A 24,274-nucleotide genomic window follows, 5' to 3' on the forward strand; every position below is an offset into this window, starting at 1 on the left:
AGGGCCATGTCGATCTGGGAATACGCCAACCCCGTAAAGTTCATCCGGACCACGGATCTCGTGCTGCCATGGGTCTCGGCGCTGGCCGTGGCCGCGCTGGTCGTCGGGCTGGTCTGGGGCTTCTTCTTCACGCCCGAGGATTACCGGCAGGGATCCACGGTGAAGATCATCTATCTGCATGTGCCCGCCGCGATGATGGCGATCAACGCCTGGGTGATGATGCTGGTGACCTCGCTGGTCTGGATCGTGCGGCGCCACCATGTCTCGGCGCTGGCGGCCCGCGCCGCCGCGCCCATCGGCGCGACCTTCACAATCATCGCGCTGGTCACCGGCGCGCTTTGGGGCCAGCCGATGTGGGGCACCTGGTGGGCCTGGGATCCGCGGCTGACCTCCTTCCTCATCCTGTTCCTGTTCTATCTCGGTTACATGGCGCTCTGGACCGCGATCGAGAATGACGACACGGCGGCGGATCTGACCTCGATCCTCTGCCTTGTGGGCTCGGTCTTTGCGCTGCTGTCGCGCTATGCGGTGAATTTCTGGAACCAGGGGCTGCATCAGGGCGCCTCGCTCTCCCTGGATGCGGAAGAGAACGTGGCGGATGTGTTCTGGTATCCGCTGCTGGTCTGCATCGCCGGATTCGTCCTGCTGTTCGTGGCGCTGGTCTTCCTGCGCACCCAGACGGAAATCCGCGCGCGCCGGGCGCGCGCGCTCTTGGCTCGGGAGCGTCAGGCATGATGCCGGAACTGGGAAAATACGCCTTTGCCGTGCTGGCCTCCTACGGCGTCAGCCTGGCGCTGATCGTGGTGCTGGTGGCGATGAGCCTGATGCGCGCGCGCCGGGTGCGGGCCGAGCTGGACAAGATCGAGGAACGGACCAAGCGCCATGGCTGAGACCCGAAAGAAACTCTCTCTGCTGATGATCCTGCCGCCGCTGATCTTCGCGGCTTTTGCAGTGATGGCCTATCTGGGCATGCAGCGGGGCAATACCCGCGATCTGCCCTCGACCTTCATCGGCCGCGCCGCGCCGGCGCTGCCCGCCGAGACGCTGGAGGGCTTCCCCTCGGTCAGCGACGCGGATCTGCGCAGCGGCGAGGTGACGGTGGTGAACTTCTGGGCCTCCTGGTGCCCGCCCTGCCGGGCAGAGCATCCGCGCCTGCTCGAGTTGCAGGCCGAGGGCGTGCGCATCGTCGGTGTGAATTTCAAGGACAAGACGGGGGCGGCGGCGGGCTATCTGACCGAAGCGCAGTCGCCCTTCATCGGGGTGCCTTATGACCCGCAAGGGCGCACGGCGATCGAATGGGGGGTGACCGGCCCGCCCGAGACGTTCATCGTCGCGGGAGATGGCACGGTGCTGCACAAGCACACCGGGCCGCTGGCGGGCACGCTTTACACCGACGTCTTCCTGCCCAAGCTGCACGAGGCGCTTGGCCGCTGAGCCTGCCAGCGCCGCTGAGGCGCGGCCTGTGCAACACCCGGGAGAGATCAGAGATCGCAGGGCGCGCTGTTGTGGCTTTCGGTGCAGGCCGGCGGCTGGCCATGGGCCGCATAGGCGCCAAAGATCGAGAGCACCGCAAGCGCGGCGGCCTGTAGGATGGTCAGGGTTTTCATTCTGCTGCCTCGGTCGGGTTGTTATGACTTGTCTTTTCAGCAGAGATGGGGCGCTTCGGGGCGGTGTTTCAAGCCCTGCCGCCTGTCCGGCGGGCGGCGCCCGGCAAAGCGGCGGAGATCTGCACAGGAAAGCGGCGGGTGAGCGGGCGTTCGCCGGGCGGCGCGCGCCGCAGGGCTCAGCGCACGACGATTTCGTCGGAGCGCATCAGGCCCAGCACATCGCGGGCCTGCTGGTCGAGCAGGTCGAGATCGAGATAATCGTCCGACAGCCGGTGCGTGAGGTTTTCCATTCGCGCGACCTGATCCTCGAGCTGGGCCAGCTCGGCCGCGAGCTTGTCGCCCTCGACTTCGATCTCGGCGCGGCGGAACAGGCCGAAATCGCCCTGCACGGCGGCAAAGACGAAATAGCCCGAAAGGCTCAGGGTGATGGCCGCGTAGATCACGACACCGAATGCGGGTTTGCGCCTTGCGCTCATGGCTGCGCTCTTGCTCTGCCTCGACAACCGCATCTCTTCCGGATGCGTAAGACAGACTATGCCACAGGTGATTCGCAAAGGGAATCCCCTGTGACGCGCTTATGAGGAAAAACCGCGTGATCGCGGCGGGATGCGCGGCGTTCCGGAGAGCGGTGGGCAAGAGTTACCCACCCCGGACCCCGCGCAGCGGCGGAGCGGGCCTCAGCCCAGCGCCGCGACGCCGGGTAGGACCTTGCCTTCCATCCATTCCAGGAAGGCGCCGCCGGCGGTGGAGATATAGGTGAAATCCTCCGCCGCGCCGGCCTTGTTCAGCGCCGCGACCGTGTCGCCGCCACCGGCCACCGAGACGAGCTGACCATGGGCGGTGGCGGTGGCCGCATGGGCGGCGGCGGCGTTGGTCGCCGCGTCGAAGGGCGCGATCTCGAAGGCGCCGAGCGGGCCGTTCCAGATCAGCGTTTCGGCCTTGTCGATGGCGGCCTTGATCGCCTCGACCGCCTCGGGTCCGGCGTCGAGGATCATCGCATCGGCGGGGCAGGCATCGGCGGGCACCGTCTCGGAGGGGGCGTTTTCGCGGAATTCACGCGCCACCACCACATCGGCGGGCAGCAGGATCTCGCAGCCGGCGGTGCCGGCCTTGGCGAGAATCTCCTTCGCGGTGCCGGCCATCTCGTGTTCGCAAAGCGATTTGCCCACGTCGATGCCCTGCGCGGCGAGGAAGGTGTTGGCCATGCCGCCGCCGATCACCAGAAGATCGACCTTTTCCACCAGATTGCCCAGCAATTCCAGCTTGGTCGAGACCTTGGCGCCGCCGACCACCGCCAGCACCGGGCGCTTGGGCGCGCCGAGCGCGGCGTCGAGCGCCTCGAGCTCGGCCTGCATCAGCCGGCCCGCGCAGGCGGGCAGCAGATGCGCCAGCGCCTCGGTCGAGGCATGGGCGCGGTGCGCCGCCGAGAAGGCGTCGTTGCAATAGATGTCGCCAAGCGCGGCATAGCGCTTGGCCAGCTCGGGGTCGTTTTTCTCTTCGCCCGGCTCGAAGCGGGTGTTTTCGAGCAGCACGACCCCGCCCGGATCGCAGGCGTCGATCACCACCTCGGCCTCGTCCAGCGTGGCGAAATGCACCTTGGTGCCGAAGGCCGCCTCGATGGCGGGCACCAGCATCTTCAGCGACATCTCGGGCACCACCTTGCCCTTGGGCCGGCCGAAATGCGCCAGCAGCACCGGCTTGCCGCCGCGCGACAGGATGTCCTGCACGGTGGGGCCGACGCGCTCGATGCGGGTGGCGTCGGTGACCTCGCCGTTTTCCACGGGCACGTTGATGTCGACACGGGTCAGCACGCGCTTGCCGTCAAGCTCCATGTCGTCGAGGGTTTTCCAGGCCATGTTATCCTCCGGTCAAATCGTTGTGAAAGGTCTGCCCCGAAGGGCGGGCGGCGTCAATGCGCGCCCGTCTCTTGGCAATCGCGCAGGGGCGGATTAAGTCGGGAGCGAGCTTTAGGCGCATAGGGAGTGACACGATATGGCCGAGATCAAGGACCCCGAGAACACGATCCTCATGGAGCTGAAGGACGGCACCGTGACGATCGAGCTGCTGCCCGACGTGGCACCCAAACATGTGGAGCGGATGAAGGAGCTGGCGCGGGCCGGCGCCTATGACAACGTCGCCTTCCACCGGGTGATCGAGGGTTTCATGGCGCAGACGGGCGATGTGGCCCATGGCAACATGGAGAAAGAATTCAACATCCGCCGCGCCGGCACCGGCGGGTCGGATCTGCCGGATCTGCCGGCGGAATTCTCGAAACTGCCGCATGACCGGGGCACGCTGGGCGCGGCGCGCTCGATGAACCCGAATTCGGCGAATTCGCAGTTCTTCATCAATTTCAAGGACAACCATTTCCTGAACGGTCAATACACCGTCTATGGCCGGGTCATCGACGGCATGGCGCATGTGGATGCGATCACCCGTGGCGAGCCGCCCGCGAGCCCCGACCGCATGGTCAGCGTCAAGGTGGCGGCCGATGCGTAATCTGGCAGCGGGGCTGCTCTGCCTTCTGGCCGCGCCGCTCTCGGCGGCGGGGCTGGATGTGACGGTGCAGGGCGAAGGGGCCAACGGCACCTTTCACATCGCGCTGTTCGACGATGTGGCGCCAGACCATGTCAAGCGCATCACCACGCTGGCGCAGCAAGGGGCTTATGACGGGGTGGTGTTCCACCGCGTGATCGAGGGCTTCATGGCGCAGAGCGGCGATGTGCAATATGGCAAGATCGGCGGCGACATGCGCATGGCGGGGATGGGCGGATCGGATCTGCCGGATCTGAAGGCGGAGTTCTCGGGCAAGTCTTTTGACCGCGGCACCGTCGGCATGGCGCGGTCGCAAAGCCCGGATTCGGCGAATTCGCAGTTCTTCATCATGTTCGCTCCGGCGCAGCATCTGAACGGGCAATATACCGTGGTGGGCGAGGTGACCTCGGGCATGGATGTGGTCGATGCCATCAAGCGCGGCACCGGGCGCAACGGGGCGGTCGTGGGCCAGCCGGATGTGATGGTGTCGGTCAAGGTCACCGACTGAGCGTGATCGCGCGGGGCGCGCCTGCGGGCGCGCGCCGGTCTTGCGCCCTGCCGCCGCTGGCGGCCGGGCGCGGGTGAGGAGGGCGGCGCCCTCCTCTTGGCCCTTCGGGGCCAATTCACCTCCCCTTTCGAGTATTTGCGGAAAGATGAACGCCCGTCAGGCGGCGAGCGCCGGGGGCAGACGCCGGGCGATGGGGGCGAGCGCGTTCAGGTGCAGCCAGGTGCCGCCCAGGCGATGCGCGCGGGCGCCGCTGCGCAGCTTGAAACGGGTCAGGCCAGGGGCGTCGTCGGAATTGAGCATGCCGAGATCGAGCAGGTCGTGGCCGTGCCCGGCAAGCCAGCGCATCGCCTCCCAGAGCAGCGCGGTCATGGCACCGCGCTTGCGGCCCTCGGACAGCGTGACCCCGATCTGCCATGTGGCCATGCGGCCGTGGCGCAGCACCGCGATGGCGGCGACGGGCGCGCCGTTGTGGCGCGCCTCCCAGATCAGTGCCTTGCCGGGGTTGGTCTGGGCGAAGGCGATCAGCAGCCCCGGAGGCAGGCTGCGGTAGCGGCGCGCGCGGGCCTGCCGCGCCTCGGCGTCCAGCAGCCAGTGATCGGCCGCGAGCGGGTGGCGCGAGATCCGAAGGGCTTGACGCTCCAAACGGTTCAGGTGGCTGCGCCATTTCGGATGCATCGCGGCGCGCATGGCGGAGTCGGTCCCGAGCGGCAGCAGCGCGATGGTGGCAGGGGTGATCAGCGGCCAGAACCCGGCGCGGCGCAGTGCCGGTGCCTCGGGGCCGTCGGCATTGAGCAGCAGCGGTACGCGGCGCCGGTTGCGGCAGAGCGGCAGCCAGTCTTCGAGATCGGCGGCGCGGCGCGCCACCGGGCCGCGCGACAGCAGCTCCACATGCCCCAGCACCGGCAGGCGGCGCGACTGGATGAGCCAGGACAGCGCCGGCGCGCGGGCGGAGCCCGCGAAGCCCTGGCGCAGCGGCACCCCGAGACAGCGCAGGGTGCGGGCGTATTCGGGCGATTGCGTCAGGGGCAGGCGCAGCGATTCCATGATCCCGATTAAGGAATCGGAAAGTGAATCCGTGGTTAATGGGCCGCATGAGACAGAGACATCCCGCGCCCCGTTCGCAGGCCGTTGTGGCCCCCCGTCCGAAACCGACCGCCGCCGCGGCGCTGTTGCTGGCCACGGCGCTGTCGCTGCCCTTTGCCGCGCTGGCGCTGCTCCAGGCGGTGTTCTGAGGGGCGTTTCGGCGTGCCGGGGTGGGCCATAGGGCACGAGGCCCCGGATCGGGTCCGGGGCGCGGGTTGCGCGTGGCGGCGCGCGGTAGGGTGGGCAATTCTGCCCACCGCTCCTGTGTCTTAGGCGAGTTTCACCAACGCGTGGCGCTTTTTGCCTGCCGAGAGCTTGACCGGCGAGGCCAGCGCCCCCGCGTCCAGCATCAGCCCGGCATCGCTCAGCGGCGCATCGTCGATGCGGGCGCCGTTCTCGGCGATCAGCCGTTTCGCCTCCTTGCCGGATTTCGCCAGACCCGCGCGCACGATCACCTGCACGATCGAGATGCCGTCGCCGATCTCTTCGGCGGTCAGCTCCAGCGTCGGCAGGTCGTCGCCCACGCCGCCCTTCTCGAAGACCTCGCGCGCGGTGGCTTCCGCCGCCGCAGCGGCCTCGGCGCCGTGGCAGAGCGTGGTCACCGCATTGGCGAGCACGATCTTGGCCGCGTTGATCTCGGAGCCCGCCAGCGCGCCCAGCCGGTCGCATTCCGCGACGTCCATCTCGGTATAGAGCTTGAGGAACCGGCCCACATCGGCATCGGTGGTGTTGCGCCAGAACTGCCAGAACTCGTAGGGCGCGCGCATATCGGCATTCAGCCAGACCGCGCCGTCCTGCGATTTGCCCATCTTCTTGCCGTCCGAGGTGGTCAGCAGCGGCGAGGTCAGCCCGTAGATCTCGGCATCCAGCACCCGGCGGGTGAGGTCGATGCCGTTGACGATATTGCCCCACTGGTCCGAGCCGCCCATCTGCAACAGGCAGCCGTAGCGGCGGTTCAGTTCGAGGAAATCATAGGCCTGCAGGATCATGTAGTTGAATTCGAGGAAGCTCAGCGACTGCTCGCGGTCGAGCCGGGATTTCACCGATTCAAAGCTCAGCATCCGGTTGACCGAGAAATGCCGCCCGATGTCGCGCAGGAAGTCGAGGTAATTGAGCCCGTCCAGCCATTCGGCGTTGTTCAGCATCAGCGCCGGATTCCCGGCCTGCTCGTAATCGAGATATTTCGCGAAGACCTGCCTGATGCCCGAGATATTGTCGTCGATCTGCGCCGGCGTCAGCAGCGGGCGCTCGTCGGCGCGGAAGCTCGGATCGCCCACCTTGGTGGTGCCGCCGCCCATGAGGGTGATCGGCTGGTGGCCGGTCTTTTGCAGCCAGCGCAGCATCATGATCTGGATGAGCGAGCCCACATGCAGCGATTTCGCCGTGGCGTCGAAGCCGATATAGCCCGGCACCACCCCTTTGGTCAGCGCCTCGTCGAGCCCCTGATAATCGGTGCAATCGGCCAGAAAGCCACGCTCCATCATGACATTCATGAAATCCGATTTGGGATGGTAGGTCATGGGGCTTCCCTCGTATAGTTCGTTCGTTCCTATAAGCGTGGGGCGGGCTGAGGTGAAGGGTAAGTTGAACGATGCGCCGGTCTGGGCGCTGGGTACAATGTCGGGCACGTCGCTCGACGGGGTCGATGCGGCCATGGTGCTGACCGATGGCAAGCAGATCCTCGAATTCGGAGAGCGGGGCTACCGGCCTTATTCCGAGACGGAACGTGCGGTGCTGCGCGACGCGCTCGGGCGCTGGCCGGGAGAGGATGTGAGCGCCGCGCTGGCGGTGGTGCAGGGGGCGCATGAAGAGCTTCTGACGCAGTTTCCGCAGGCGGATCTGGTGGGGTTCCACGGCCAGACGCTGGCGCATGAGCCGCAGGGGCGGGGCACGCATCAGCTTGGCGACGGCGAAGCCCTGGCGGCGGTGCTGGGCTGCGATGTGGTGTGGGATTTCCGCTCGGCCGATGTGGCGCTGGGGGGCGAGGGGGCGCCGCTGGCGCCGTTCTTTCACTTCGCCTGCGCGCAGTGGATCGGCGCACGCGCGCCGCTGGCCTTTCTGAATCTCGGGGGGGTGGGCAACCTCACCTGGGTCGATCCGCTCTGGCCGCAGCCGGATCTGGACGGGGCGCTGCTGGCCTTCGATACCGGCCCGGCAAACGCGCCGCTCAACGATCTGGTGGCCGAGCGGCTGGGGCTCGATTGCGACCGGGACGGGGCGCTGGCGGCGCGGGGCGCGGTTGTGGAGGGGGCGCTGGAGCTGTTCCTGGAGGAAGGGTATTTCCGCAAGATCCCGCCCAAATCCCTGGACCGGGATGATTTTTCCCTGATGCTCGATCTCGTGCGCGAGCTGTCGGACGCGGATGCGGCGGCGACGATGACGGCGATGGCGGCCACGGCGGTGATGCTGGGGCTGGAGCATTGCCCCTCTGCGCCGCAGCGGCTGCTGGTCACCGGGGGCGGGCGCAAGAACCCGGTGATGATGGCGATGCTGGCGGCGGGGCTCGATTGCGCGGTGGAGCCGGTGGAGCGCGTGGGGCTCGACGGCGATATGCTCGAGGCGCAGGCCTTTGCCTATCTCGCGGTGCGGGTGGCGCGCGGGCTGCCGACCTCGGCGCCGGGCACCACGGGGGTGGCGGCGCCGGTGAGCGGCGGGCGGATCAGCCGGGTGTGAGGTCGGGCGGGGGCGGTGGGCAGGATTGCCCACCCTACGGGGGCGTCCCATGCGATTGTGGTCCTTGCGCCGGGCAAGGGCGTCGGGTGTGAGCAAGGACACCAGACGACACCCGCTGCCGGGGCGACAGGCCGAGGCCCCGGAACGGGGCCGGTGCGGGTTTTCTGAGGGGTTTTGTCTGAGGGTTTTGTCCGTGCGCTGCGGCCCGCTTCGCGTAGGGTGGGCAATCCTGCCCATCGCATGCCAGCCAGCAAGCGCACAGTCCCGCGGCGACCGCCCCTTGACGCGCCGCGCGTCCCGACATAGCGCATCGCACATGGCACAGGCACCGCTTCTCCAGCTCTCCGACATCTCGCTCACCTTCGGGGGCGAGCCGGTCTTTTCCGGCCTCTCGCTCAATGTCCAGCCCGGCGACCGCGTCGCGCTGGTGGGGCGCAACGGCTCGGGCAAATCCACGCTGATGAAGGTCATGGCTGGGCTGGTCGAGGCCGACAGCGGCACCCGCGTCGTGCCCGCAGGCACCAGCGTCGGCTATATGGAGCAGGAGCCGGATCTTTCGGGGTTCGAGACGCTGGGCGACTATGCCGCGCAAGGGCTGGGGCCCGCCGAAATGTATCTGGTCGAGGCCGCGGGCCAGGGGCTGGGCTTCGATCCGGACCGCCCCGTCGCCACCGCCTCGGGCGGCGAGCGCCGACGTGCGGCGCTGGCGCGGCTGATGGCGCAGGACCCGGACGTTCTGCTGCTCGACGAGCCCACCAACCACCTCGACATCGCCGCGATCCAGTGGCTGGAGACCGAGCTGAAGGGCACCCGCAAGGCTTTTGTCCTGATCAGCCACGACCGGCGGTTCCTTGAGGAACTGACCCGCGCGACGCTCTGGATCGACCGGGGCGCGGTGCGGCGGCAGGAACAGGGGTTCAGGGCCTTCGAGGACTGGCGCGACAAGATCTGGGCCGAGGAGGACGAGGCCCGCCACAAGCTCGACCGCAAGATCAAATCCGAGGCGAAATGGGCGGTCGAGGGTATCTCGGCCCGCCGCACCCGCAACCAGGGGCGGGTGCGGGCGCTGAAGGCGCTGCGGCAGGACCGCGCGGGCATGATCCGGCGGCAGGGCGTGGCGGCGATGGAGCTGGCCTCGGCACCGGTCTCCGGCAAGAAGGTCATCGAGGCCACGGGGCTCACCAAGGTCTTTGGCGACAAGACCATCGTCCGGGAGTTCTCGCTGACCGTGCAGCGCGGCGACCGGGTGGCTTTTGTGGGGCCCAACGGCACCGGCAAGACCACCCTTATCCGCATGCTGATCGGCGAGTTGGCGCCGGATGCGGGCAGCGTGAAGCTCGGCACCAATCTGGTGCCGGCGGTCTTCGACCAGTCGCGGTCGCAGCTCGACCCCGACATGAGCCTCTGGGAGAGCCTCACCGGCGACAAGGAGATGCGGGTTTCGGGCAAGGCCGATCAGGTGCTGGTGCGCGGCGAGCCGCGCCATGTGGTGGGCTATCTCAAGGATTTCCTCTTCGACGAACGGCAGGCGCGGGCGCCGGTGCGCTCGCTCTCGGGCGGCGAAAAGGCGCGGCTGCTGCTGGCCAAGCTGATGGCCAGGGAGAGCAACCTGCTGGTGCTGGACGAACCGACCAACGATCTCGATGTGGAGACGCTGGATCTGTTGCAGGACCTGCTGGGCGAGTATGACGGCACGGTGCTGATCGTCAGCCACGACCGGGATTTCCTCGACCGGATCGCCACCACGACGGTGGCGATGGAGGGCAACGGGCAGGTGGTGGTCTATGCCGGCGGCTGGAGCGATTACCAGGCGCAGCGGGCCGAGACGGCGTCCGCCCCCGCCAAGATCGGGAAGGCGGCGAAAGAGGCGCCGAAGCCCAAGGTGCCGCCGAAGCCGCAGACCGGGCTCAGCTTCACCGAAAAGCACCGGCTGGAAGAGCTGCCGGGGCTGATCGAGCGGCTCGAGGCGGAGATCGGCAAGCTCGAGGCGCTGCTGGCCGATCCGGAGCTGTTCGCGCGCGAGCCGGTGAAGTTCCGCAAGGCGACCGAGGCGCTGACCGAGCGGCAGGACAAGCTCGCGGCGGCCGAGGAGGAATGGCTGATGCTGGAGGAAAAGGCCGAGGCGGCGGGCTGAGCGTCGGGCCAGGCGGGCAAGAGTTTTTGAAAACTCTTGCAAATTCCTTCGAAGGAATTTGCCGCGCCCCTCAGTCCCTGGTCAGATCGACATGGCGTTCGGCGGCGCTCATGACGCCCACGGTGAAGAGGATACGCACCACATGGTGCAGGCTCACCAGCGCCGGGTTGGCGGCGAGGCTCAGCGCGATCACCGACATCTCGGTCACCCCGCCCGGCGAGTAGGAGATCATCAGCAGCAGGAAGGGCAGCCCCGTGGCCTTGGTCAGCAGCGTGGCAAACCCCGCCCCGAGCGCCAGCATGAAGAGCACCGACACCAGGCTCAGCCCGAGCGAGCGGCGCAGCATCGCCGCTGTCATGCCCGAAAAGCGCAGCCCAAGCGAAACCCCCACCACCACCTGCGCCGTGGCAATCAGCCAGAACGGCAGATGCAGATCCACCGCGCCGGTCAGCGTCAGCGCCGCCGAGAGCAGCAGCGGCCCGGTGATCTGGCCTGCCGGCAGGCGGATCACCTGCGCGATGCCCAGCCCGGCCCCCGCCGCGACGAGGATCAGCAGCAGCGCCGGCGGCGAGACCGGCGCGGCGGGGACGGCGCTGGCCCCGGCCGCGCTGCCCACCGGATGGCCGAGCCAGAGCGACAGCGCCGAGGGCACCAGGGTGATCACCAGGATGATGCGCAGGAACTGCTGCGCGGTGAGCAGCGGCAGGTCGGCGCCGGCGCGTTCGCCCATCACCAGGCTTTCCATCAGCCCGCCGGGGGTGCCGGCGTAATAGGCCGTCGCACGGTCATAGCGTCCGAGACGGCGAAAGATCGTGTAGTTGCCCGCATGGGCCAGCACCACGAACAGCGCCAGCGCCGACAGGGTCAGCAGCATGTCCCCGGCTTCGTTCAGCAGTTCGGGGCGCACCTGGGTGCCGATCATCACGCCGATCAGCCCGATGAACAGCGTGCGGAAGCGCATGGGAAAGCTGTAATCTCGCAGCGCCCCGTGCTGGAACAGCGCCGTGGCCAGCCCGGCGCTGCCGAGGCTGCCCAGCATGAAGGGCATCGGCAGATGCGCGGCCTGTGCCAGCAGCCCGCCCAATGCGCCAAGCGCCAGCAGGGCGGCGGTCAGACCGATTGTGCGGAGGGTCAGCGAGGCGCCATACATGCGCGCGAGATAAGCGGATGCGCCGGGAATGTGCAACGGGGCGCGGCGCTTGTCGTGAGAGTTTCACCTTCGGCGCGAAGGCTTGCCTTTGCCGCCGGGCGGTCTAGACCATGCGCATGCGACGCGCGCTTTTCATCGGATCGGACATCTATCGCGGGTCGCGCTATGGCGCGCGTCACCCGCTTTCGATCGAGCGTGTGCCGGCGGCGACGGATCTTGCCCGCAGCCTCGGCTGGATGCCGCCAGAGCTCTACCGTACCAGCCCCCGCGCCAAAGCCGCCGCGCTGACCGGGTTTCACACGCCCGCCTATATCGCCGCCCTGGCAGCGGCGGAACGCGCCGGCGCGATCAGCGAGGAGATCCGCGCGCGCCATGGACTCGGCACGCTCTCCAACCCGATCTTCCCCGAGATGTTCCGCCGCCCTGCCACAGCCGTGGGCGGCGGGCTGCTGGCGGCAGAGCTGGTGATGTCGGGGCAGGCGCGCGCCGTCTACAACGCCGGCGGCGGCACCCATCACGCGCTGGCCGACCGCGCGGCGGGGTTCTGCTTTCTCAACGAGCCGGTGCTGACCATCCGGCATTTGCTGCGGCTGGGGGCGCGCCGCGTGGCCTATGTGGATATCGACGCGCATCACGGCGACGGGGTGGAGATCGCTTTTCACGGTTCTGAACAGGTCCGGGTGATCTCGGTGCACGAGGACCGGCGCTGGCCCTTTACCGGCGCGCTGGAGGACACCGGCGGCGGTGCGGCGGTCAACCTGCCGGTGCCGCGCGGGTTCAACGACAGCGAGTTCGCCTATGTGCTGGAAGAGCTGATCCTGCCCGCCGTCGACGGGTTCGCGCCCGATGTGGTCTTTCTGCAATGCGGCGCCGATGCGCTGACCGAGGATCCGCTGTCACGGTTGGCGCTGTCGAACAACAGCCATTTCCGCGCGGTCGCGGCGCTCTACGCGCTGGCGCCGAGGCTGATTATGTCGGGCGGCGGCGGCTACAATCCCTGGAGCGTGGCGCGTTGCTGGGCGGGATGCTGGGCAACGCTGTCGGGGCAGGCGCTGCCCGAGGATCTGCCCGGCGAGGCGTGCGCCTTTCTTGCGGCTCTCACATGGTCCCGCAAGGGCCGGCCCGCGCCGGAGCTGCTGGCGACGCTGCGCGATGCGCCCCGCGACGGGCCGGTGCGGGAGGAGATCCGCGACGGGGTCGCCGTGCTGCGGCAGCGGCTGTGAGATGGGCTTTCGGCCTGTCCCGAAACAGGTCTCAGAGGTATTTCGAGGCTTCCCGAAGGGCGAAGGGCTTCAGCCCGCCGCCGTGGGCGTCCAGAAACCCCTGCGCGCGGGGAACATCGTGTTTCGAGAGATCGCGCACCCACCAGGCCACGGCCTTCTGGATGAACCAGTCGCGGTCGGGCACGTAAGAGGCGGCCCAGCCCAGCACCCGGTCGCGGATCGCCAGATCCGCCTCGGAGGGGTGATTGAGCCGCGCCCAGGGCAGGGTGATCACCAGCGCCGCGCGGCGGGTCCACATATGCGGGCTTTGCACCCAGCCCTCCACCGTGTCGATGCGCGCGTGATCGGCGGTCAGGCGCCGCTGCCCGGCCTGACAGGCGTGATCGGCGATGGCCCAGCTGTCGAAGTCCGGCACCCAGCTCTGGATCAGCGCCCAGACGGAATCGTCGGGCCGGATGCGCGCCTGGGTCAGAAGTTTCGCCGCCGCCAGCCGCGCCTCGAACACATCGCTGTCCCAAAGCCCCCGCGCCAGCGCCACGCGCGCCTCAACGTCCAGACCCGGCCGCCAGGCGCGGGTGAGATCGTTCAGCACCGGGTTGGGCACGCCCAGATAGGTCCGGTCCACCTTGTGATAGGCGCGCATCTCTTCGGCCCGACCGGGGACCGCATGGGCGGCGATCTCAGCCAGCGCGGCCTCGGGGGTCATGTGGCGTCGGCCTCGATCCCCGTGGGCTTGCCGTCAAGCGTTTCGCTGTTGGTCGTGGCCCAGTAATCGCGCAGCCCGTCATACCCCTTGTTCTCGGCCCAGCGGGTCAGTGTGTCGCGCTCGCCGGAAAATTCCATGAAGGGCACCGCATAACCGCAGGAGTTCTGCACCAGGTCGATCTCCATCTCGCAGATCTGCCGCGCACCGGGCAGGTCTGGGAAGAGATCGAGCATCTCGCCCCAGCCCGCATCGCTGTGCTGGATCATCCGCGCGGTGCCGTAGCAGCGCAGGATCAGCGGGCGCTTTTCAAAGCTGCACCACATGAGCGTCAGCCGGGGATCTTCCAGCAGGTGGCCCGCCGTCTCGTTGCCCGAGCCGGTGAGGTTCAGAAAGGCGATGCGATTGGGTCCGAGGATCCGCAGCGTATCCATGCCCTTGGGCGAGACATTCACCCGCCCCGTGGGGGCGGCGGAGCCCACGAAAAACAGATGCTGGGCCTCGATAAAGGCCATGTGGTCTTCGCTCAGAGCGTCGAATCGCTTTGCCATACCGGTCTCCCGCTTTTGCCGCAGGGCAGAATAGCGCGTTGCGGCGGCGTGGCCAGACATAGTCTCGGGCCCGTCCCGGAGGCGTTCCGGGGCGGGCGCCGCCGGCGCTTATTCCACCGTCACCGATTTTGCGAGGTTGCGCGGCTGGTCCACATCGGTGCCCTTGGCGACCGCCGCGTGATAGGCGAGAAGCTGCGCCGGCAGCGCATAGAGCAACGGGGCGAGCCGTTCGTCGACCGCGGGCAGGGTGATGACCTGCCAGACGCCTTCTCCGGCCTCTGCCGCGCCCGCCGCGTCGGTGATCAGGCAGACCTTGCCGCCGCGGGCCATGACCTCCTGCATGTTCGACACGGTCTTATCGAAAAGCGAGTCATGCGGCGCCATGACAATCACCGGAACGGTCTTGTCGATCAGCGCGATGGGGCCGTGCTTGAGTTCTCCTGATGCATAAGCCTCGGCGTGTATATAGCTGATTTCTTTCAGCTTTAGGGCGCCCTCAAGCGCGAGAGGATACATCATCCCGCGCCCCAGGAACAGCACGTCGCGCGCCTCGGAGATCTTTTGCGCCGCGGTTTCGATCGTCGTATCGCGATCCAGCGCGGCATTGAACACGCCGGGCAGCGCGCGGAGCTGATCGAGCAGCCCGGCGATGTCGGAATCGGCCATTGTGCCGCGTTCCTTCGCGGCCTTGATCGCCAGTAAAAGCAAGACGTTGAGCTGGCATGTGAAGGCTTTGGTCGAGGCGACGCCCACTTCGATCCCGGCGTGGATCGGCAGCGCCAGATCGCTTTCCCGGGCGATGGAACTGGTTTCGACATTGACCACCGACACGATCTTGTCGGCCTTTTCCTGGCAATAGCGCAGGGCGGCCAGCGTGTCGGCGGTTTCGCCCGACTGGCTGACGAACAGCGCCACGGTGCCGGGCAGCACGGGCGGTTCGCGGTAGCGGAACTCCGAGGCGATATCGACCTCGACGGGCAGGTGGGCCAGCCGCTCGAACCAGTATTTCGCCGTCAGGCAGGCATAAAACGCCGTGCCGCAGGCGACCATGGTCAGCCGGTCGATCTTGGTGAAATCGAGATCGGCGCCGGGCAGCGTGATCTTGTTGCCGTCGAGATAGGCGCCCAGCGCATCGGCCAGCACCGTGGGCTGCTCGGCGATCTCCTTGGCCATGAAATGCTTGTAGCCGGCCTTGTCGATGCGGGTGGCATCCATGCGGATCGCCTTGGCCTCGCGGTTCACCCGGCGGTTCTGCATATCGAAGATCTCGGCGCCCTGGCGGGTGATCACCGCCCAATCGCCCTCTTCGAGATAGGTGATCGTATCGGTGAGCGGCGCCAGCGCGATGGCGTCCGAGCCCACGAACATCTCGCCGTCGCCATGGCCGATGGCCAGCGGAGAGCCCTTGCGCGCGGCGATCATCAGGTCTTCTTCGCCATCGAAGAGGAAGGCGAGCGCAAAGGCGCCTTCGAGCCGCGCCACGGTTTCGCGCGCGGCCTCGGCCGGGCTCTTGCCGCTGTCGAGATAGTAGCTCGCCAGCATCGCCACGGTTTCGGAATCGGTCTCGGTTTCGGGAACGACCCCCTTGGCGGCGAGCTCGGCGCGCAGCTCGCGGAAATTCTCGATGATTCCGTTATGCACCATCGCCACCGAACCCGTGCGATGGGGATGGGCGTTCTTTTCGCTGGGCGCGCCATGGGTGGCCCAGCGGGTGTGGCCGATGCCGGATTTGCCCGCCAGCGGTTCATGTACCAGCCGGTCGGAGAGGTTCACCAGCTTGCCAACCGCGCGGCGGCGGTCGAGATGGCCGTTGTTCACCGTGGCGATGCCGGCGCTGTCGTAGCCGCGATATTCCAGCCGTTTCAGCGCTTCGACCAGGATCGGCGCGACCTCATGCGTGCCGAGCACGCCAACGATTCCACACATCTCGATTAGCCCTTGTTCTGTTTCGCTTTTTTCGCGCGCAGCATGTTGAAGAGCCGCGTCGCGAAGCCGGGTTTGTCCACTTGCTTGGCCCGTCCCAGCGCCAGCGCGCCGGGGGCCACATCCGAGGTGATGACCGAGCCCGAGCCGGTCATGGCGCCGTCGCCCACGGTCACCGGCGCCACCAGCATGGTGTCCGAGCCGATGAAGGCGTTGCGCCCGATGGTGGTGCGGTGCTTGAATACCCCATCATAATTGCAGGTGATGGTGCCGGCGCCGATATTGGTGCCTTCGCCGATCTCCGCATCGCCCAGATAGGTCAGGTGGTTGGCCTTGGCGCCTTCGCCCAGATATGCGTTCTTGATCTCGACGAAATTGCCCACATGGGTGTCCTCGGCCAGTTCGGCCCCGGGCCGCAGCCGCGCGAAGGGGCCGACGATGGCGCCGCGGCTGACGTGACAGCCTTCGAGATGGGAAAAGGCGCGGATGCGGGCGCCGGTCTCGATGGTGACGCCGGGGCCGAAGATGACGTTGGGCTCGATTTCGGCGTCGCGGCCGATCACCGTGTCCCAGGCCAGATAGACGGTTTCCGGCGCATGCAGGGTGACGCCGTCCGCCAGCAGCCGCGCCCGCGTTGCGGCCTGAAAGGCGGCTTCGGCGGCCGCCAGTTCGGCGCGGGAGTTCACCCCCAGAGTCTCGGCCTCGGCGCAATGCACGACCCCGGCCGTCAGGCCGCGGGCCCGGGCAAGGGCGACGATGTCGGGGAGGTAGTATTCGCCGGCGGCATTGTCGTTGCCGACCTCCGAGATCAGCGTCAGAAGCGTTTGCGCATCGGCGGCGACCACGCCGGAGTTGCACAGGGTGATGTCGCGCTCTTCCGGGCTGGCATCCTTGTATTCCACGATGCGGAGCAGCGCGTCGCCCTCGGTCACCAGACGGCCGTAACGGCCGGGATCGGCGGCGTCGAAGCCCAGCACCACCACATCGTGGCTGGCGCGCGCGCGCGCCATGGCTTCGAGCGTGTCCTGGCTGATGAAGGGGGTGTCGCCGTAAAGCACGATGGCATCGCCCTCGAAGCCTTCGAGCTCGGGCGCCGCCTGGGCCACCGCATGGGCGGTGCCGAGCTGCTCGGCCTGGATCACCACGCGCGCCTCGGGATCATACTCCTGCGCCGCGGCGGCGACCGCCTCGGCCTCGTGGCCCGCGACCACGACGGTGCGGGCGGGTTCCAGCGCCTGACCCGCGCGCATGGCGTGCCACAGCATCGGCGCATGGGCGATGCGGTGCAGCACTTTGGGAAGGTCGGACTCCATGCGGGTGCCCTTGCCCGCGGCGAGGATGATCAGGGCGATGCTCATACCGGTTTCTCGTTTGTGTTCTGCCTGCGCCCGTTTTATCGGGTCCGGGGAAAGGGGCAAGGTGGCATGCATCACGTTGGATTTCGGCTTGTGACAGGAGGGCGCGCCCGATGCGCACGGTGATCTTCGATCTCGACGGGACGCTGGCGGACACCAGCGGCGATCTGATCGCGGCGGCCAATTTCTGCTTCGAGGCCATGGGGGCTGCGGTACGGCTCGATCCGGCGGCGGATGCGGCGACGGCCTTTCGCGGCGGGCGCGCGATGTTGCGGCTGGGGCTGGAGCGGGCGGGCGCGTTGGACGAGGCGACCGTGGAGCGCTGGTTTCCGGACCTGCTGAGCGCCTATGGCGCGTCGATCGACCGGCACACGCGGCTTTATCCCGGCGCGGTGGCGGCGGTCGAGGCGCTGCGCGCGGAGGATGTGCGTGTGGGGATCTGCACCAACAAGCCCGAGGGGCTGGCCGAGGATCTGCTGCGCCGGCTCGGGGTGCGCGATCTGTTCGGGGCGCTGGTGGGGGCGGATACGCTGCCGGTGCGCAAGCCCGATCCGGCACCTTACCGCGAGGCCGTGGCACGGTTGGGCGGTGCGGTGGCGCGCAGCTGCCTGGTGGGCGATACCGAGACCGATCGCAAGACTGCGGCGGCGGCGGGGGTGCCCTGCATCCTAGTGACCTTCGGCCCGGATGGCGAGGCGGTGCGGGCGTTGCAGCCGGAAGGGCTGATCGGTCATTTCGGAACGCTCGGGAGCGAGGTCCGGCGGCTGCTGGGCTGAGCGATAAAATCTTTCTAAGGAAAGATTTTATCGGCCCCTGACGGGCGAAGAGATTTTTCGGACGAAAAATCTCCCAGGCGGGTGCATTGACGCCGTCTCTGCGGGGGCGCATGAAAGACGCATGAGCGAGCGGTTTACCGGCAGTTTCACCCAGCAGGAGCCGATCCCCGAAGAGGGGATCGCGGCGGCGCTGGAGGTTTTGCGCCACGGGCGCCTGCACCGCTACAATGTCGCCGAGGGCGAGCTGTCGCAGACCGCTCTGCTCGAGCAGGAGTTCGCCGCGATGACCGGCGCGCGCTATGCGCTGGCGGTGGCCTCGGGGGGCTATGCCTTGGGCTGTGCGCTGCGCGCGGTCGGTGTCGGCCCCGGTGACAGGGTTCTGACCAATGCCTTCACGCTGGCGCCGGTGCCCGGGGCGATCGCCGCACTCGGCGCCGTGCCGGTCTTTGTCGGCGTGACCGAAGATCTGGTCATCGACCTCGACGATCTGGCGGCGCGGATCGGCGAGGCGCGGGTGCTCCTGCTGAGTCACATGCGCGGCCATATCTGCGACATGGACCGGCTGATGGCGCTTTGTTCGGAGGCGGGCGTCACGGTGATCGAGGATTGCGCCCATACGATGGGGGCGGCCTGGAACGGCGTGCCCTCCGGGCGGCATGGCGCCGTGGGCTGCTATTCCACCCAGACCTACAAGCATATGAACTCCGGCGAGGGCGGTCTGCTGATCACCGACGACGCCGATATCGCTGCGCGGGCGGTGCTTCTGTCCGGCTCCTACATGCTTTACGAGCGGCATCTCGCGGCGCCGGGGCCCGAGGTCTTCGAGCGGGTGAAATACCAGACACCGAATGTCTCGGGCCGCATGGACAACCTGCGCGCGGCGATCCTGCGCCCGCAGCTCCAGGCGCTGCCGCAGCAGGTGGCGCGCTGGAACGACCGTTACCGCATCGTCGAAGAGGGGCTGCGCGACACGCCGGGCCTGAGGCTCATCGACCGCGACCCGCGCGAGGCCTATGCCGGTTCGTCCTTCCAGTTCCTGCTGCTCGACTGGGCACCCGAGGCGGTTCAGGAGGTGCTGGCGCGCTGCGCCGCCCGCGGGGTCGAGCTGAAATGGTTCGGCGGCGCCGAGCCCGTGGCATTTACCTCGCGCTACGATTCATGGCGCTACGCCCCCAGCGCGCCGATGCCGGCGAGCGACCGGGTGCTGGCGGGCATCGTCGATATGCGCCTGCCGCTGACCTTCAGCCTCGAAGACTGCGCGCAGATCGCCCGGATCCTGCGCGCCGAGGTGTCGGCGGTGTTTCAGCAGGGCTGAGGCGTGGGGCGCGCCGTCTTGGCGGGCCGCCCGGGCATGGGATCTTTGGAGCGGCGCTCCGGCCCGCGCGATGTGATGGAAAGATGAGGGAGGATGGTCTCAATGAGCAGCTTTGACAGCATACCGGAAACCGCGCTGGCCTGGCATCGCGACGGCAGGGGCGCGGTGCTGGCCACGGTGATCGAGACCTGGGGCTCGGCGCCCCGGCGGGTTGGTGCCCAGCTGGCGATTTCCGGCAAGGGCGAGATCGAGGGCTCGGTCTCGGGTGGCTGCGTCGAGGGCGCGGTGATCGTCGAGGCGCTCGAGGCGCTTGAGGAAGGTGCTGTGCGCGAGCTGGAATTCGGGGTGTCGGATCAGGATGCCTTTGCCGTCGGGCTGGCCTGCGGCGGCACCATCCGGGTGCTGGTCGAGCCGGTGGGCGCGGTGCTGCCCGAGGCATTGCTCGACGGGCTCTGCGCCGCCCGGGCGGCGCGGCGGGCGGTGGCCTATGTGGTCGATCTCGACAGCGGCGACCGCCGGCTGGACGAGCGCGGCCACGAGACGCGGTTCCGCATGGACCGCTCGGGATTCGAGGAGGACAGCCGGACTTTCGTGGCCATTCACAACCCGCCGCTGCGGCTGATCGTGGTGGGCGCGGTGCATATCGCCCAGGCGCTGGTGCCGATGGCCAAGATCGCCGGCTACGACCCCGCCATCGTCGACCCGCGCGAGACCTTCGGCGCCGAATCCCGTTTTCCCGGCGAGACATTGCTCAACGACTGGCCTGACGAGGCGGTGGCAAAGCTCGGGCTCGACGGGCGGACCGCGCTGGTGCTGCTGACCCACGATCCCAAGCTCGACGACCCCGCGCTGGAGCTGGCGCTGCGCTCGGGCTGTTTCTATATCGGCGCGCTGGGGTCGAGCCGAACCCAGGCCAAGCGCGTGGCGCGGATGCAGGCGGCGGGGTTCACCGAGGCCGAGATCGGGCGGATCCACGGGCCCGTGGGGCTCGACATCGGTGCCTCGGGCCCGGCGGAGATTGCCGTCTCCATCTTGGCGGAGATGACCCGGGTGCTGAGGACCGGCGGATGAAATTCGGCGCCGTGCCTCTGGCCGAGGCGGTGGGCGGCGTGCTGGCGCATTCCGTGGCGCTGCCCGACGGGCGGCTGCGCAAGGGCCGGGTCATCGCGCCCGAGGATCTGGCGCCGCTCGAGGCGGCGGGCATCGCCGAGCTTGTGGTGGCGCGGCTGGAAGCCGGCGATGTGGGCGAGGATGCCGCCGCCGCGCGGCTCGCGCAGGCGCTGGTGCCCGATCCGGACGGGGCCGGCCTGCGCCTTGGCCGGGCGGCGACCGGCCGGGTGAACATTCACAGCACCGACGCCGGCGTGATCGAGATCGACGCCGCGCGCATCGACGCGGTGAACGCGGTGCATCCGATGATCACCGTCGCCACCGTGCCGCCCTGGAAGAGCCTGCCGGCGCGGGGCATGGCCGCGACGATCAAGATCATCTCCTATGCGGTGCCCGGGACGGCGCTGGAGGCGGCCTGCGCCGCCGCGCCGGGCGCGCTGCGCCTGCGGCCGGTGCGCCTGGGCAGGGCGGCGCTGATCGAGACTTCGATCGGCGGTGAGGTGCCGGCCAAGGGCCGCCGCGCCATCCGGGCCCGGCTCGAGCGGTTCGGCGTGACCCTCACGGCGCCGGTGGTGGTGCCGCACGAGACCGCGCCGCTTGCCGCCGCCATCGCCGCGAGCGATGCGGAGATCGTGCTGATCCTGACCGGCTCGGCCACCTCCGACAGCCTCGACACGGCGCCCGAGGCGCTGCGCGCCGCAGGCGGCACGGTCACCCATTTCGGGATGCCGGTGGACCCGGGCAATCTGCTGTTCTTCGGCGCGCTCGGCGATAAGCCGGTCATCGGTCTGCCGGGCTGCGCGCGCTCTCCGGCGCTGAACGGCGCCGACTGGGTGCTCGAGCGCATCCTCTGCGGGGTCGAGGTGAGCGCGCGCGACATCATGGGCATGGGGGTGGGCGGTTTGCTCAAGGAACCGCCGTCGCGCCCGCGTCCGCGCGAAAGCTGAGACCGGCTCGGGCGGCTGCCGCATCACGCTGCGGGCCCCGGACACCGCTCCGCAGCGATGAGTCGCCCTTGCAGACCGCGCGCATCGCTGGCGTGCTCGCGCTCTGCACCGCAGGATGTGCGGCACTGCCTTGGGCGGGCAAGAAAAAACCCGCCGTTGGCGCGGCGGGTCGTTTCTGGCAAGGAGGCTGTGCTTACTTGGCTTACTTGCTCAGCGGGCCGATCATCATGATCATCTGACGGCCTTCCATCTTGGGCATGTTCTCGACCTTGCCCAGATCCTTGACGTCCTCGGCCACCCGTTCCAGCAATTCGCGGCCCAGGTTCTGGTGCGCCATCTCGCGGCCGCGGAACCGCAGCGTGACCTTCACCTTGTCGCCATTCTCGAGGAACTTGAACACGTTGCGCATCTTGACATCATAGTCATGCACATCCGTTCCGGGGCGGAACTTGACCTCTTTGACCTCGATGATCTTCTGCTTCTTGCGCGCTTCGGATTCGCGCTTCTGCTGTTCGTATTTGAACTTGCCGAAATCCATGATCTTGCAGACCGGCGGGGTGGCGTTGGGCGAAATCTCGACAAGATCCAGCCCAGCCTGCTCGGCCAGCTCCATGGCGCGGCGCGGCGGCTGAACACCAAGATTTTCGCCCTCTGCGCCAATCAGGCGGATTTCAGGGGCCCGGATACGGTCGTTGACGCGGGGGCCGGTGTCGCGCGTGGGCGGCGCGTTGTGAGGTCTGCGGGCTATGGTATCGGTCCTTTTGCCGTGGATACTTTGGTCGCGCAAAATAAGCCCGAGCCGGCGGCGTTTCAAGCGCCAAATCCGCGGAGATGCGCCGAAGCCGCAAGAGTTCCCCTTGTAGTTCACCCGACCCTGGCGCACATCGGGGCGCACCAAGCGCGGGCGCGGGGTCCGATCCTGTTGCCCGCCACATAAAAGAGGATGCCAAGGATATGAAAAAACTGATTCTCGTCGTGATCGGCCTGGTCGCTCTGGGCGGCGTCGCCTGGATGATGAAAGGTGTTCCGGGCGTCGAGCAGACGCCGACGGCGGAGGCGGCCGATGACGCGGCAGCGACGGTGACCGAAACCGCCGATGAGGCGGCGCAAGCGGCCGAAGAGGTTGCCGATACGGCGGCGGAGACCGCCACCGAGGCGACCGAGGGGGCGGCCGAGGCCGTGACCGAGGCCGCAGAGGCTGCAACCGAAGCCGCGCAGGAGGCCGTCGAAAGCGCCGGCGAGGCGGCAGAGGCCGCCGTGGACGCCGCCACCGAGGCAGCGCAGGACGCGGTGGACACTGCGACCGAGGCCGCCGGCGAAGCGATGGAGGCGGTGACCGACGCCGCTGGCGATGCTGCCGCTGCGGCGGATGAGGCGGTGGAGGCGGCCACCGAAAGCGCCGCGGAGGCCGTGGAAGCCGCAACCGAGACCGCGAATGAGGCGGCAGAGGCTGCGAGCGAGGCTGCCGGCGAGGCGATGGATGCGGCGCAAGGCGCATTGGAGAGCGTGACCGGCGCCTCCGAGGCGGCAACCGACGGCTCCGGGATCGGCGAGCTTCTGACCGTCGACGGCTTCGATTACGACAAGGTCATCGACTACGTGGACCAGTCCGAGCTGAGCCCGATGATCAAGACCACCACCAAGGCCACGCTGCAACAGGTCCGCGACAATCCCGAGCTGCTGAAAGCGACGCTCGACAAGCTGCGCGAGCAGCTCGGCCTCTAGGGGCTGCGTCAAAAAAATACCGCCGCGCAAGGGATTGCGCGGCGGTTTTGATTCGACATCTCAGCTTGAAAGCGGTGGGATCAGTCGAGGAAGGCTTTTTCCACCACATATTGTTTGGGGTCGGAATTGGCGCCTTCCTCAAGGCCCCAGTCTTCCAGCATCGCCTTGAGTTCCAAGTTGAAGGCCAGGTTGCCGCAGATCATCGCCCGGTCTGTCTCGGGGTTGATCGGCGCCACGCCGAGATCTGCAAAAGCCTCGCCCGAGCGCATCAGATCGGTGATGCGGCCCATCTTGGCACTCTCTTCGCGGGTGGTGGTCGGGTAATATTTGATCTTCTTCCAGAAGCCCTCGCCGATCACCTCGTTCAGCAGCTCGTCGGTCTTCAGGTTTTCGACCAGCGCCGCCCCGTAGTGCAGCTCATCCGCCTCGCGGCAGGTGTGGGTAATGACGACCTCGTCGTAATCCTCATAGGTCTGCGGCTCGCGCAGCAGCGAGGCGAAGGGCGCGAATCCGGTGCCGGTGGCGAAGAACCAGATGCGCTTGCCGGGCAGCAGCGCGTCATGCACCAGCGTGCCCACGGGCTTGGGCCGCAGGATGATCTCGTCGCCGGGCTCGATATGCTGCAGCTTCGAGGTCAGCGGGCCGTCCTGCACCTTGATCGAATAGAACTCCAGCTCCTCGTCCCAGGAGGGCGAGGCGATGGAATAGGCGCGCAGCAGCGGTTTCTGCTTGCCGGTCTTGGGATCGGGGTCGCCCATGAGGCCGATCATCACGAACTCGCCCGAGCGGAAGCGCAGCGAGGCGGGGCGCGTCACGCGGAAGGAAAACAGGCGGTCCGTCCAGTGCTTGACCTCGGTCACGGTCTGGGCGTCGGGCAGCACCATTTTTTTCGGCGCGTCTGCTGCGGTGGCATTGGTATCGGTCACGGGCGTCATCTCGGTCATGGCTGATCTCTC

General features: G+C 68.0%; 26 protein-coding genes. 14 read left to right on the top strand and 12 right to left on the bottom strand.

Annotation, left to right across the window (positions count from 1 at the left end; translation table 11 throughout):
- Positions 1-6: 6 nt before the first annotated feature.
- From M4578_RS04245 to M4578_RS04255, 3 genes are read left to right on the top strand one after another with little or no spacing between them, the layout of a single operon-like run.
- Positions 7-735 (top strand): heme ABC transporter permease, encoded by a 729-nt coding sequence (locus M4578_RS04245; protein WP_258092202.1) that lies wholly within the window; start codon positions 7-9, stop codon positions 733-735.
- Positions 732-890 carry a heme exporter protein CcmD gene (gene ccmD / locus M4578_RS04250; RefSeq protein ID WP_258092203.1) on the top strand — a complete coding sequence of 53 codons (159 nt, stop codon included), beginning with the start codon at positions 732-734 and terminating at the stop codon, positions 888-890. Before M4578_RS04245 ends, ccmD begins: the two co-directional genes overlap by 4 nt.
- 25 nt (positions 891-915) lie before the next feature.
- A complete protein-coding gene (locus tag M4578_RS04255) occupies positions 916-1,434 on the top strand; it encodes a DsbE family thiol:disulfide interchange protein (protein ID WP_420854798.1) in 519 nt (172 codons plus the stop codon).
- Positions 1,435-1,481: 47 nt separating this feature from the next.
- Here M4578_RS04255 and M4578_RS04260 read toward each other — a convergent pair whose 3' ends face one another.
- The 3 genes from M4578_RS04260 to M4578_RS04270 form a co-directional block, all read right to left on the bottom strand.
- Entirely contained in the window at positions 1,482-1,607 is a 126-nt protein-coding gene (locus tag M4578_RS04260) for a hypothetical protein (RefSeq protein WP_258092205.1), read from the bottom strand.
- 176 nt (positions 1,608-1,783) lie between these two features.
- Complete coding sequence (locus tag M4578_RS04265) at positions 1,784-2,083, bottom strand: FtsB family cell division protein (protein WP_258092206.1); 300 nt, start codon at positions 2,081-2,083, stop codon at positions 1,784-1,786.
- 201 nt (positions 2,084-2,284) lie between these two features.
- On the bottom strand, positions 2,285-3,463 hold the full coding sequence (locus M4578_RS04270) for a phosphoglycerate kinase (RefSeq protein ID WP_258092207.1): 1,179 nt from the start codon (positions 3,461-3,463) through the stop codon (positions 2,285-2,287).
- Positions 3,464-3,599: 136 nt separating this feature from the next.
- Between M4578_RS04270 and M4578_RS04275 the strand changes: the two genes are divergently transcribed.
- Positions 3,600-4,106 (top strand): peptidylprolyl isomerase, encoded by a 507-nt coding sequence (locus M4578_RS04275; RefSeq protein WP_258092208.1) that lies wholly within the window; start codon positions 3,600-3,602, stop codon positions 4,104-4,106.
- On the top strand, positions 4,099-4,650 hold the full coding sequence (locus tag M4578_RS04280) for a peptidylprolyl isomerase (RefSeq protein WP_258092209.1): 552 nt from the start codon (positions 4,099-4,101) through the stop codon (positions 4,648-4,650). The genes M4578_RS04275 and M4578_RS04280 overlap by 8 nt, the downstream gene beginning before the upstream one ends.
- A 156-nt stretch (positions 4,651-4,806) precedes the next feature.
- Here M4578_RS04280 and M4578_RS04285 read toward each other — a convergent pair whose 3' ends face one another.
- Positions 4,807-5,694, bottom strand: coding sequence for a GNAT family N-acetyltransferase (locus tag M4578_RS04285; protein ID WP_258092210.1), 888 nt, complete (start codon positions 5,692-5,694; stop codon positions 4,807-4,809).
- Between the two features lie 47 nt (positions 5,695-5,741).
- Between M4578_RS04285 and M4578_RS04290 the strand changes: the two genes are divergently transcribed.
- Positions 5,742-5,882, top strand: a complete 141-nt coding sequence (locus M4578_RS04290; RefSeq protein WP_258092211.1) for a hypothetical protein — start codon at positions 5,742-5,744, stop codon at positions 5,880-5,882.
- A 120-nt stretch (positions 5,883-6,002) separates the two neighbouring features.
- Here M4578_RS04290 and tyrS read toward each other — a convergent pair whose 3' ends face one another.
- Positions 6,003-7,253 carry a tyrosine--tRNA ligase gene (tyrS, locus tag M4578_RS04295; protein WP_258092212.1) on the bottom strand — a complete coding sequence of 417 codons (1,251 nt, stop codon included), beginning with the start codon at positions 7,251-7,253 and terminating at the stop codon, positions 6,003-6,005.
- A 97-nt stretch (positions 7,254-7,350) separates the two neighbouring features.
- On the opposite strand from tyrS, the gene M4578_RS04300 reads away from it, so the two are divergent.
- The gene (locus tag M4578_RS04300; protein WP_258092535.1) at positions 7,351-8,406 is read left to right on the top strand and encodes an anhydro-N-acetylmuramic acid kinase; all 1,056 of its coding nucleotides are present in this window, start codon (positions 7,351-7,353) and stop codon (positions 8,404-8,406) included.
- 316 nt (positions 8,407-8,722) lie between these two features.
- Positions 8,723-10,540 (top strand): ABC-F family ATP-binding cassette domain-containing protein, encoded by a 1,818-nt coding sequence (locus M4578_RS04305; protein WP_258092213.1) that lies wholly within the window; start codon positions 8,723-8,725, stop codon positions 10,538-10,540.
- Between the two features lie 70 nt (positions 10,541-10,610).
- Here M4578_RS04305 and M4578_RS04310 read toward each other — a convergent pair whose 3' ends face one another.
- Complete coding sequence (locus M4578_RS04310; RefSeq protein WP_258092536.1) at positions 10,611-11,690, bottom strand: AbrB family transcriptional regulator; 1,080 nt, start codon at positions 11,688-11,690, stop codon at positions 10,611-10,613.
- Between the two features lie 116 nt (positions 11,691-11,806).
- Here M4578_RS04310 and M4578_RS04315 point away from each other — a divergent pair, with 116 nt between their 5' ends.
- Positions 11,807-12,913, top strand: coding sequence for an acetoin utilization protein AcuC (locus M4578_RS04315; RefSeq protein WP_258092214.1), 1,107 nt, complete (start codon positions 11,807-11,809; stop codon positions 12,911-12,913).
- 31 nt (positions 12,914-12,944) lie between these two features.
- Here M4578_RS04315 and M4578_RS04320 read toward each other — a convergent pair whose 3' ends face one another.
- From M4578_RS04320 to glmU, 4 genes are all read right to left on the bottom strand, one after another.
- Complete coding sequence (locus M4578_RS04320; protein ID WP_258092215.1) at positions 12,945-13,619, bottom strand: DNA alkylation repair protein; 675 nt, start codon at positions 13,617-13,619, stop codon at positions 12,945-12,947.
- The gene (locus M4578_RS04325) at positions 13,616-14,167 is read right to left on the bottom strand and encodes a pyridoxamine 5'-phosphate oxidase family protein (protein WP_258092216.1); all 552 of its coding nucleotides are present in this window, start codon (positions 14,165-14,167) and stop codon (positions 13,616-13,618) included. Before M4578_RS04325 ends, M4578_RS04320 begins: the two co-directional genes overlap by 4 nt.
- A gap of 108 nt (positions 14,168-14,275) precedes the next feature.
- Positions 14,276-16,093, bottom strand: a complete 1,818-nt coding sequence (gene glmS / locus M4578_RS04330) for a glutamine--fructose-6-phosphate transaminase (isomerizing) (RefSeq protein ID WP_258092217.1) — start codon at positions 16,091-16,093, stop codon at positions 14,276-14,278.
- 5 nt (positions 16,094-16,098) lie between these two features.
- Positions 16,099-17,448: a bifunctional UDP-N-acetylglucosamine diphosphorylase/glucosamine-1-phosphate N-acetyltransferase GlmU gene (glmU, locus tag M4578_RS04335; protein WP_258092218.1), complete on the bottom strand. Its 1,350-nt coding sequence runs from the start codon at positions 17,446-17,448 to the stop codon at positions 16,099-16,101.
- Positions 17,449-17,558: 110 nt separating this feature from the next.
- Here glmU and M4578_RS04340 point away from each other — a divergent pair, with 110 nt between their 5' ends.
- The 4 genes from M4578_RS04340 to M4578_RS04355 all read left to right on the top strand — a co-directional run bounded on the left by M4578_RS04340 (position 17,559) and on the right by M4578_RS04355 (position 21,593).
- Positions 17,559-18,221 carry an HAD-IA family hydrolase gene (locus tag M4578_RS04340; RefSeq protein ID WP_258092219.1) on the top strand — a complete coding sequence of 221 codons (663 nt, stop codon included), beginning with the start codon at positions 17,559-17,561 and terminating at the stop codon, positions 18,219-18,221.
- Positions 18,222-18,342: 121 nt separating this feature from the next.
- Positions 18,343-19,536 (top strand): DegT/DnrJ/EryC1/StrS family aminotransferase, encoded by a 1,194-nt coding sequence (locus tag M4578_RS04345; protein WP_258092220.1) that lies wholly within the window; start codon positions 18,343-18,345, stop codon positions 19,534-19,536.
- 102 nt (positions 19,537-19,638) lie between these two features.
- Positions 19,639-20,607 carry an XdhC family protein gene (locus M4578_RS04350; protein WP_258092221.1) on the top strand — a complete coding sequence of 323 codons (969 nt, stop codon included), beginning with the start codon at positions 19,639-19,641 and terminating at the stop codon, positions 20,605-20,607.
- A complete protein-coding gene (locus M4578_RS04355) occupies positions 20,604-21,593 on the top strand; it encodes a molybdopterin-binding protein (RefSeq protein WP_258092222.1) in 990 nt (329 codons plus the stop codon). Before M4578_RS04350 ends, M4578_RS04355 begins: the two co-directional genes overlap by 4 nt.
- A 202-nt stretch (positions 21,594-21,795) precedes the next feature.
- Here the strand turns inward: M4578_RS04355 and infC are convergent, their stop codons facing one another.
- The gene (gene infC / locus M4578_RS04360) at positions 21,796-22,488 is read right to left on the bottom strand and encodes a translation initiation factor IF-3 (protein ID WP_338054500.1); all 693 of its coding nucleotides are present in this window, start codon (positions 22,486-22,488) and stop codon (positions 21,796-21,798) included.
- A gap of 59 nt (positions 22,489-22,547) precedes the next feature.
- Between infC and M4578_RS04365 the strand changes: the two genes are divergently transcribed.
- Positions 22,548-23,318 carry a translation initiation factor 3 gene (locus M4578_RS04365; protein WP_258092223.1) on the top strand — a complete coding sequence of 257 codons (771 nt, stop codon included), beginning with the start codon at positions 22,548-22,550 and terminating at the stop codon, positions 23,316-23,318.
- An 80-nt stretch (positions 23,319-23,398) separates the two neighbouring features.
- Here M4578_RS04365 and M4578_RS04370 read toward each other — a convergent pair whose 3' ends face one another.
- On the bottom strand, positions 23,399-24,262 hold the full coding sequence (locus M4578_RS04370; RefSeq protein ID WP_420854794.1) for a ferredoxin--NADP reductase: 864 nt from the start codon (positions 24,260-24,262) through the stop codon (positions 23,399-23,401).
- Positions 24,263-24,274: the final 12 nt, after the last annotated feature.

This window comes from Salipiger pentaromativorans, from assembly GCF_024721115.1.
Taxonomy (GTDB): Bacteria; Pseudomonadota; Alphaproteobacteria; order Rhodobacterales; family Rhodobacteraceae; genus Salipiger; species Salipiger pentaromativorans.

Excerpts from the sequence above, each read along its gene's own strand:
- M4578_RS04245 (WP_258092202.1), top strand. The coding sequence starts at position 7 with ATGTCGATCTGGGAATACGCCAACCCCGTAAAGTTCATCCGGACCACG.
- ccmD (WP_258092203.1), top strand. The coding sequence starts at position 732 with ATGATGCCGGAACTGGGAAAATACGCCTTTGCCGTGCTGGCCTCCTAC.
- M4578_RS04255 (WP_420854798.1), top strand. The coding sequence starts at position 916 with ATGATCCTGCCGCCGCTGATCTTCGCGGCTTTTGCAGTGATGGCCTAT.
- M4578_RS04260 (WP_258092205.1), bottom strand. The coding sequence starts at position 1,607 with ATGAAAACCCTGACCATCCTACAGGCCGCCGCGCTTGCGGTGCTCTCG.
- M4578_RS04265 (WP_258092206.1), bottom strand. The coding sequence starts at position 2,083 with ATGAGCGCAAGGCGCAAACCCGCATTCGGTGTCGTGATCTACGCGGCC.
- M4578_RS04270 (WP_258092207.1), bottom strand. The coding sequence starts at position 3,463 with ATGGCCTGGAAAACCCTCGACGACATGGAGCTTGACGGCAAGCGCGTG.
- M4578_RS04275 (WP_258092208.1), top strand. The coding sequence starts at position 3,600 with ATGGCCGAGATCAAGGACCCCGAGAACACGATCCTCATGGAGCTGAAG.
- M4578_RS04280 (WP_258092209.1), top strand. The coding sequence starts at position 4,099 with ATGCGTAATCTGGCAGCGGGGCTGCTCTGCCTTCTGGCCGCGCCGCTC.
- M4578_RS04285 (WP_258092210.1), bottom strand. The coding sequence starts at position 5,694 with ATGGAATCGCTGCGCCTGCCCCTGACGCAATCGCCCGAATACGCCCGC.
- M4578_RS04290 (WP_258092211.1), top strand. The coding sequence starts at position 5,742 with ATGAGACAGAGACATCCCGCGCCCCGTTCGCAGGCCGTTGTGGCCCCC.
- tyrS (WP_258092212.1), bottom strand. The coding sequence starts at position 7,253 with ATGACCTACCATCCCAAATCGGATTTCATGAATGTCATGATGGAGCGT.
- M4578_RS04300 (WP_258092535.1), top strand. The coding sequence starts at position 7,351 with ATGTCGGGCACGTCGCTCGACGGGGTCGATGCGGCCATGGTGCTGACC.
- M4578_RS04305 (WP_258092213.1), top strand. The coding sequence starts at position 8,723 with ATGGCACAGGCACCGCTTCTCCAGCTCTCCGACATCTCGCTCACCTTC.
- M4578_RS04310 (WP_258092536.1), bottom strand. The coding sequence starts at position 11,690 with ATGTATGGCGCCTCGCTGACCCTCCGCACAATCGGTCTGACCGCCGCC.
- M4578_RS04315 (WP_258092214.1), top strand. The coding sequence starts at position 11,807 with ATGCGACGCGCGCTTTTCATCGGATCGGACATCTATCGCGGGTCGCGC.
- M4578_RS04320 (WP_258092215.1), bottom strand. The coding sequence starts at position 13,619 with ATGACCCCCGAGGCCGCGCTGGCTGAGATCGCCGCCCATGCGGTCCCC.
- M4578_RS04325 (WP_258092216.1), bottom strand. The coding sequence starts at position 14,167 with ATGGCAAAGCGATTCGACGCTCTGAGCGAAGACCACATGGCCTTTATC.
- glmS (WP_258092217.1), bottom strand. The coding sequence starts at position 16,093 with ATGTGTGGAATCGTTGGCGTGCTCGGCACGCATGAGGTCGCGCCGATC.
- glmU (WP_258092218.1), bottom strand. The coding sequence starts at position 17,448 with ATGAGCATCGCCCTGATCATCCTCGCCGCGGGCAAGGGCACCCGCATG.
- M4578_RS04340 (WP_258092219.1), top strand. The coding sequence starts at position 17,559 with ATGCGCACGGTGATCTTCGATCTCGACGGGACGCTGGCGGACACCAGC.
- M4578_RS04345 (WP_258092220.1), top strand. The coding sequence starts at position 18,343 with ATGAGCGAGCGGTTTACCGGCAGTTTCACCCAGCAGGAGCCGATCCCC.
- M4578_RS04350 (WP_258092221.1), top strand. The coding sequence starts at position 19,639 with ATGAGCAGCTTTGACAGCATACCGGAAACCGCGCTGGCCTGGCATCGC.
- M4578_RS04355 (WP_258092222.1), top strand. The coding sequence starts at position 20,604 with ATGAAATTCGGCGCCGTGCCTCTGGCCGAGGCGGTGGGCGGCGTGCTG.
- M4578_RS04365 (WP_258092223.1), top strand. The coding sequence starts at position 22,548 with ATGAAAAAACTGATTCTCGTCGTGATCGGCCTGGTCGCTCTGGGCGGC.
- M4578_RS04370 (WP_420854794.1), bottom strand. The coding sequence starts at position 24,262 with ATGACCGAGATGACGCCCGTGACCGATACCAATGCCACCGCAGCAGAC.